This is a genomic window from Halomonas sp. BM-2019 (assembly GCF_017584085.1).
In genome coordinates this window covers 270,268-277,429 of record NZ_CP071922.1, presented here as the reverse complement: position 1 = coordinate 277,429, position 7,162 = coordinate 270,268, and the positions used below count along the sequence as shown (strand labels likewise).

Genomic DNA, 7,162 nt, shown 5'->3' with positions numbered 1-7,162 from the left:
GGCCCAGCCGGGCGTCCCCCACGTAGCTGAGATGGTTGATCTTGCTGCCCTCGCCCACCTCGGTGTTCTTGGTCTCGACGAAGTTGCCCACCTTGGCGCCCACCGCCAGGCGGGTGCCGGGCCGCAGCCGCGCGAAGGGGCCGACCTGGCCGCGCCCGGCGATCACCGCCCCCTCGATGACGCTGTGGGGCTCGATCACCGTCTCGGCACCGATATGGCTGTCGCGGATGACGCAGTGGGCACCGATCCGCACCCCCTCGCCCAGTTCCACCTCCCCCTCGAAGACGCAGCCCACGTCGATCTCCACGTCGTGGCCGCAGGTGAGGGTGCCACGCACGAGGCGCGCCGGATCGAGCAGGGCCACTCCTTCGGTCATCAGCCGCTCGGCAATGGCGGCCTGGTGGGCGCGCTCCAGGCGGGCCATCTGCAACCGGTTGTTGACCCCCTCCACCTCCAGCGGGTTGGCCGGCTGGGCGGTGACGATCTTCACCCCCTCGGCGGCGGCCATGGCGATGATATCGGTCAGGTAGTACTCGCCCTGGGCGTTGTCGGCGGAGAGCCTGGGCAGCCAGCGGCGCAGCTGGGCGGCGGTCATCGCCATGATGCCGGTGTTGCACTCATTGATCGCCTGCTCGGTCTGCGAAGCGTCCTTGTGCTCGACGATGGCCACCGCCTCGCCCTCGGCGTTGCGCAGGATGCGCCCGTAGCCGCTGGGATCCTCAAGGGTCACGGTGAGCAGCCCCAGGTGGTCCTCGTCGACCCGGGCAAGCAGCGCCGCCAGGGTCTCGCGGAGGGCCTGGGCCACGGCATGGCCGGTGCCCTTCTGCTCCGCCTGCAGGGCGAAGCGAAGGTCGCAGTCGGCCAGGGCCTCGCGAACCCGCTCGGCGCCATGCCCCACCACCACGTGAGTGCGCTCGGCCTCAAGCCTCGTCGCGGTATCGATCACGTGGCGCACCATGGGCTTGCCGGCCAGCCGGTGCAGCACCTTGGGCAGGGTCGAGCGCATCCGGGTCCCCTGCCCGGCGGCCAGTATCACGACATCGAGTGTCGTCTCGGGGTCGAGTGTCATCTATGACTCCTGTTCTTCATCCGTTCGTGTGCGACCCGTCGGCCGCCGAGATCACTCCGCGGCGGCCTCCGCCTCGGGCGCCAGGCCAAGCTCCGCGACCCGCGCCTCGCCGAAGTATGCCACGAAGGCGGGGCTGACCCGGCTCTCCCAGCCATCGCCGTCGCGCACGATCATCAGCACCTTGAGGTCCTGTGCCCGGGCCAGGGCCATGCCCGCCTCGTCACCCAGCACCATCAGCGCCGTGGCCCAGGCGTCCGCCCAGGCGTTGTAGGGATGTAGCACGCTCACCGAGGCCAGATGGTGGTCGATGGGCCTGCCGCTGCGCGGGTCGATGGTGTGAGAGAAGCGCTGCCCCGCCTCCTCGAAGTAGTTGCGATAGTCGCCGGAGGTGGCCAGCGAGACATCCCGGATGGGCAGCACGTACTGGGCCTCCTGGCGGTCGTCCAGGGGCGCCTCCACGCCGATGCGCCAGGGCTCGGCCTCGGCGTCCCGATAGCCCCGCGCGATCAGGTCGCCACCCAGGTTGACCAGGTAGTGCTCGATGCCCTCGCGGTCGAGGTAGGCCGCGACCCGGTCGGTGGCATGGCCCTTGGCCACGCCGCCCAGGTCGACGACGACATCCCGCGTGCGGCGCGCCTGCAGGGCGGCGTCGTCGAGTTCCACCGCATCGAAGCCGATCACCTCGAGCCGCTCGGCTAGTGTTGTCTCGTCCGGTACCTCCCGAGGGCGCGCCTCGGCGCCGAAGCTCCACAGGTTGACTAATCCCCCGATGGTGACGTCGAAGGCCCCCTCGCTCTTCTCCGCCACCGCCTGGCTGATCGCCAGCACCTCCATCAGCTCGTCGGAGAGCGGCTGCCACTCGCCCTGGGGTGACTGGTTGAAGGCCGACAGCTCAGAGTCGTCGATATAGAGCGACATTGAGGCATTCACCGCCTCGAGCGTCTCGAGGATGCCCTCCTCCAGCGCCCGGGCCTCGCCCTGGGTCAGGGGGTCGGCGATGGTCACCTGGTAGAAGCTGCCGAAGATGCCGCCCTCGAAGCGTACCGGGGAATCCAGAGGCCGGTCGCGCTCCGAGCAGCCCGCCAGTAGCAGCACGAGGCAGAGAAAGAGCAGGGAAGCCGGGGCTTTCATGATGCGTACACTCTCCATGAAGGAAGGGGAAACGAAGCTACCAGAACAGCCACAGCAGCCAGCCGCCGAGGAGCAGGCGGTAGACCACGAAGGGCTGCATGCCGACCCGCTTGATGAAGGCGAGGAAGTAGTGGATGCACAGATAGGCGCTGATGCCGGAGAGGATGGCACCGACCGTCACGGCGAGCCAGTCCACCTCGTGGGCCTCGCGAATCAGGCCGAGGATCTCGAGCCCGCCGGCCAGGGCGATCACCGGGATCGACAGCAGAAAGGAGAAGCGCGCCGCCCCCTCTCGGCTCATGCCAATCAGCAGCGCCGCGGTGATGGTGATACCGGAGCGGGAGGTGCCCGGAATCAGCGCCAGCGCCTGTGCGAAGCCGATCAGCAGCACGTCGCGCAGGCCGAGCTGGTACTCGCTGCGTCCCCCGCGACGACGCCAGTCGGCATAGCCCAGCAGCAGGCCGAAGCCGATCAGGCTCACGCCGATGATGACCGGCGAGCGCATGCCCAGCGCGATGACATCGCGAAAGGCGAAGCCGATGACGCACACCGGCAGGGTGGCCAGCAGCACCCACCAGCCCAGGCGCGCGTCCTGGTCCATGCCCCCACCGCGCAGCGAGCCGGCCCAGCTCACGCTCATGCGCACAAGTTCATGGCGGAAGTAGAGCACCACCGCCGCCAGGCTGCCGATATGCAGGGCCACGTCGAAGGCCAGCCCCTGGTCCTGCCAGTCGGTGAGCACCGGCACCAGGATCAGGTGGGCGGAGCTGGAAATGGGCAGGAACTCGGTGAGCCCCTGCACGATGGAGAGCACGACGACCTGAAGCCAATCCATATGGCGATCCCATAACAGAAGCGAGCCAAGACGCCTGCCGGCGGCGGGCCGAAGGGCGGGGAAGGTGTAACGCGCAGAGGATACACGCCTCCTCGACACTTGTCCGCCCGAGACCTTCGGCGTGGCAGGGGTATCTCCCGCGGGTTCTCTCGGCCTGGCTACCGCCTGCCCGCGAGGCCAGGCGCGCCACCCTTATCGCCGGCGGGCTGGCCTGAGGCATTTCCCGGCTCGCCGTGCTACCCTGGCCCCTTCCTCGACGCCCAACGCCGGCACTCCCCTCCCCAGATTCCTCAGGAGTCAGCCATGGCCGCCGACATGATCGTGCCTGCCGTTTCCATCCTTCTCCTCCTTTTCTCATTGCTGATGACGTTCACTCTGGTCATCGCCATCCGCTCGTTCTTCGAGAAGAAGTAGCGCCCGATGAACGATCCGACAGGGCGCAACGATCGACAAGGTCGCAGGCAGCGCCTGGCCGGCATCGATCAGCAGCAGCCGATCCTCGCCTAGCCGCTGCCACAGCGGGTGGCTCAAATGGCGCCACCCCGTGCCCCGGTCATGCCTAGACCCCCGGCAGCCCCAGGATGGCGGTGGCGAGGGCGAAGTAGATCAGCACCCCGGACGCATCCGCGATGGAGGTCACCAGCGGCGCCGAGGCGGTGGCCGGGTCCCAGCCGATGCGGTTGAGCAGGAACGGCAGGATCATGCCGATCAGGCTGCCGACGATCACGATCAGCACCATGCTCATGGCCACCACCATGGCGATCTCGGTGCCGGCGCGGAACACCCCCACCACCGAGACGGCGAGCGCCATGGTCAGGCCGAGGCCGATGGCCACCGCCACTTCACGACTCAGCAGCTTGGCCCAGTCGCGGCTGCGCACGTCGCCGGTGGCCATGCCGCGCACCATCAGGGTGGCGGCCTGGGAGCCGGCGTTGCCGCCGCTGTCCACCAGCAGCGGCAGGAAGAAGACCAGGGCGATATAGGCCTCGATGGTCTCCTCGAAGTAGGCGATGCCGGCGCCGGAGAAGATGTTGGCGAATACCAGCAGCACCAGCCACACCACCCGCTTGCGGTAGAGATCGAAGAGGCTGGCGCTGCGCAGCCCGCCCTCGAGCTTGCCGATGGACATCCCCTTGTGCATGTCCTCGGTGGCTTCTTCCTCGGCTACGTCCATGGCGTCGTCGTGGGTGATGATCCCGACCAGGCGCGCGTCACCATCGACCACCGGCACCGCCAGCATGTCATAGCGGGCGATCAGCCGCGCGACCTCCTCCTGCTCTTCGTCCACCGGCACGCTGATCACGTCCTTGATCATCAGGTCGTCGACCTGGGCCCCGGGGCGCGCCACCATCAGCTGGCGCAGCGACAGGGTGCCGGCCAGGCGACCGTCCGGCTCGACGATATAGAGCTGATAGACGGTCTCGGCGTCGGGGGCGGTCTGGCGCACCCGCATCATCGCCTGGGAGACGGTCATGCCGCTGGGAATGGCCACATAGTCCGAGGTCATGAGGGCCCCGGCGGTGCCCTCCTCGTAGCTGGCCAGGCGCTTGAGGTCCTCGCGCTCCTGGCGCGCCATGCGCCGCAGCAGCCCCTCGCGGCGATCCTCGCCGAGCAGGTTGAAGAGGTCGGCCCGCTCGTCGGCGCTCATCTCTTCCATGACCGACAGCAGGGTCTCGTCGCTCATCTCGCCGGCCAGCTCTTCCTGAAGCTCCTCGGGCAGGTAGCCGATGATATGCGCGCGTCGCTCGATGGAGAGCGTCGCCAGCAGGGCGAAGACCGTCTGTCGATGCTCCTCCTCCTCGGCGATATATTCGAGGATCTCGGCGATATCGGCGGCGCGCATCTCCTGGAGCAGGCTCTCCAGCTGTTCGCCATCCTCCGCCTTCAGGGCGGCCATCAGGGCGTCGTGCTGCTCGATCAAGGTCTCGTTCAGGGACATGGCATCCTCCTGACGCCTGTGAAGTGGTAAGCAGGCCGGATGGAGGCCGACCGCAATCGCTGGTTTGCCATGATAGCAGAGACGAAAACGCCCCCCGACCCCGGTATTTCACGGGCGGGGGGCGTCGTCTCGGCGCGGGCAGGATCAGCCCTTGCCGGCCTTCTTGCGCAGCTGCTGGATGGTGCGCAGCTGGGCCACGGCCTCGGCGAGTTCGGCGGCGGCGCGGGTGTAGTCCAGCTCCGCCGACTTATCGCTGAACGCCTTCAGCGCATGCTGGCGGGCCTCCTCGGCGGAGGCCTCGTCGAGGTCCCCGGCGCGGGATGCCGCATCGGCCAGGATGGTCACCACGTCCGGCTGCACTTCGAGGAAGCCGCCGGAGACGTAGAAGTTCTCTTCCTGTCCACCGTCATGGATCACGCGAATCGGGCCAGGCTGAAGCTCGGTCAGCAGCGGAGCATGACCGGGCAGGATGCCCAGATCTCCCATGATCCCGGACGCGACGAGCTGTTCGACCTCGCCCGAGAAGATGGCCGCCTCGGCGCTGACGATGTTGCAAGTGAAGCTGTTCGCCATAGCGAATCTCCCTGATGGACGGGATTACTTCATCTGGTTGGCTTTCTCGACGGCCTCGTCGATGGTGCCGACCATGTAGAAGGCCTGCTCCGGCAGCTCATCGTACTCGCCGTTGAGGATGCCCTGGAAGCCACGGATGGTGTCCTTGAGGGACACGTACTTGCCGGGCGACCCGGTGAACACCTCGGCCACGAAGAACGGCTGAGACAGGAAGCGCTGGATCTTCCGCGCCCGCGACACGGCCAGCTTGTCCTCGTCGGACAGCTCGTCCATGCCCAGGATCGCGATGATGTCCTTGAGCTCCTTGTAGCGCTGCAGCACGTTCTGCACGCCGCGGGCGGTGTCGTAGTGCTCCTCGCCGACGACCAGCGGATCCAGCTGACGCGAGGTGGAGTCCAGCGGGTCGATGGCCGGGTAGATGCCCAGCTCGGCGATGGAGCGCGCCAGTACCACGGTGGCGTCCAGGTGCGAGAAGGTGGTCGCCGGGGACGGGTCGGTCAGGTCGTCCGCGGGCACGTAGACCGCCTGCACGGAGGTGATCGAGCCGGTCTTTGTGGAGGTGATGCGCTCCTGGAGCACCCCCATCTCCTCGGCCAGGGTCGGCTGGTAGCCCACCGCGGAGGGCATGCGGCCCAGCAGGGCGGAGACCTCGGTACCGGCCAGGGTATAGCGGTAGATGTTGTCGACGAACAGCAGCACGTCGCGGCCTTCATCGCGGAACTTCTCGGCGATGGTCAGGCCGGTCAGGGCCACGCGCAGGCGGTTGCCGGGCGGCTCGTTCATCTGACCGTAGACCAGCGATACCTTGTCGATAACGTTGGATTCGGTCATCTCGTGGTAGAAGTCGTTCCCCTCACGGGTCCGCTCGCCCACGCCCGCAAACACCGAGTAGCCGCTATGTTCGGTGGCGATGTTGCGGATCAGCTCCATCATGTTGACGGTCTTGCCCACGCCGGCGCCGCCGAACAGGCCGACCTTGCCGCCCTTGGCGAACGGGCAGACCAGGTCGATGACCTTGATGCCGGTTTCGAGCAGCTCGTTGGAGGCGGCCTGCTCGGCGTATGTCGGCGCCTTGCGGTGGATCGGCATGCGCTCCTGCTCGCCGATCTCGCCGGCCTCGTCGATCGGGCGACCCAGCACGTCCATGATGCGGCCCAGGGTCTCCTTGCCCACCGGCACGGAGATGGCGGCACCGGTGTTGGCGACCTCCATGCCCCGCTTCAGACCCTCGGTGGAGCCCATGGCGATGGTGCGCACCACGCCGTCGCCCAGCTGCTGCTGGACCTCGAGCACGGTCTCGACCTTCGAGACGTTCAGCGCGTCGTAGACCTTGGGAACATCGTCCCGCGGAAACTCTACGTCAATCACCGCGCCGATGATTTGTACGATACGTCCGCTCATCTTGCGATCCTCTCAAAAACCTGCAAATGAAGCCTGTATGCCGGGAGGGCCGCGCCCTCCCCGGCGCTATACGGCGGCAGCGCCCCCGACGATCTCGGAGATCTCCTGGGTGATGGCGGCCTGGCGGGCCTTGTTGTAGACCATCTCCAGGTCGTCGATCAGGCCACCGGCGTTGTCGGTGGCGCTCTTCATGGCGATCATCCGCGCCGCCTGC

The 7,162-nt window shown here is 67.5% G+C and carries 7 protein-coding genes; all 7 read right to left on the bottom strand.

Annotated features, from left to right (window positions below):
• A partial coding sequence (locus tag J5F18_RS01435; RefSeq protein ID WP_346300588.1) for an NTP transferase domain-containing protein occupies positions 1-1,069 on the bottom strand: 1,069 nt, incomplete at its 3' end.
• 51 nt (positions 1,070-1,120) lie between these two features.
• Complete coding sequence (locus tag J5F18_RS01430; protein ID WP_346300587.1) at positions 1,121-2,200, bottom strand: FAD:protein FMN transferase; 1,080 nt, start codon at positions 2,198-2,200, stop codon at positions 1,121-1,123.
• A gap of 37 nt (positions 2,201-2,237) precedes the next feature.
• On the bottom strand, positions 2,238-3,035 hold the full coding sequence (locus tag J5F18_RS01425; protein WP_346300586.1) for an undecaprenyl-diphosphate phosphatase: 798 nt from the start codon (positions 3,033-3,035) through the stop codon (positions 2,238-2,240).
• A gap of 559 nt (positions 3,036-3,594) precedes the next feature.
• Positions 3,595-4,974 (bottom strand): magnesium transporter, encoded by a 1,380-nt coding sequence (mgtE, locus tag J5F18_RS01420; protein WP_346300585.1) that lies wholly within the window; start codon positions 4,972-4,974, stop codon positions 3,595-3,597.
• Positions 4,975-5,118: 144 nt separating this feature from the next.
• On the bottom strand, positions 5,119-5,547 hold the full coding sequence (locus tag J5F18_RS01415) for a F0F1 ATP synthase subunit epsilon (RefSeq protein ID WP_346300584.1): 429 nt from the start codon (positions 5,545-5,547) through the stop codon (positions 5,119-5,121).
• Between the two features lie 24 nt (positions 5,548-5,571).
• Positions 5,572-6,948: a F0F1 ATP synthase subunit beta gene (gene atpD / locus J5F18_RS01410; RefSeq protein WP_346300583.1), complete on the bottom strand. Its 1,377-nt coding sequence runs from the start codon at positions 6,946-6,948 to the stop codon at positions 5,572-5,574.
• 66 nt (positions 6,949-7,014) lie between these two features.
• On the bottom strand, positions 7,015-7,162 hold a 148-nt coding region (locus J5F18_RS01405), incomplete at its 5' end, for a F0F1 ATP synthase subunit gamma (protein WP_346302152.1).

Coding starts and splice junctions, on each gene's coding strand:
- mgtE (WP_346300585.1), bottom strand. CDS start 4,974: ATGTCCCTGAACGAGACCTTGATCGAGCAGCACGACGCCCTGATGGCC.
- J5F18_RS01425 (WP_346300586.1), bottom strand. CDS start 3,035: ATGGATTGGCTTCAGGTCGTCGTGCTCTCCATCGTGCAGGGGCTCACC.
- J5F18_RS01415 (WP_346300584.1), bottom strand. CDS start 5,547: ATGGCGAACAGCTTCACTTGCAACATCGTCAGCGCCGAGGCGGCCATC.
- J5F18_RS01430 (WP_346300587.1), bottom strand. CDS start 2,200: ATGAAAGCCCCGGCTTCCCTGCTCTTTCTCTGCCTCGTGCTGCTACTG.
- atpD (WP_346300583.1), bottom strand. CDS start 6,948: ATGAGCGGACGTATCGTACAAATCATCGGCGCGGTGATTGACGTAGAG.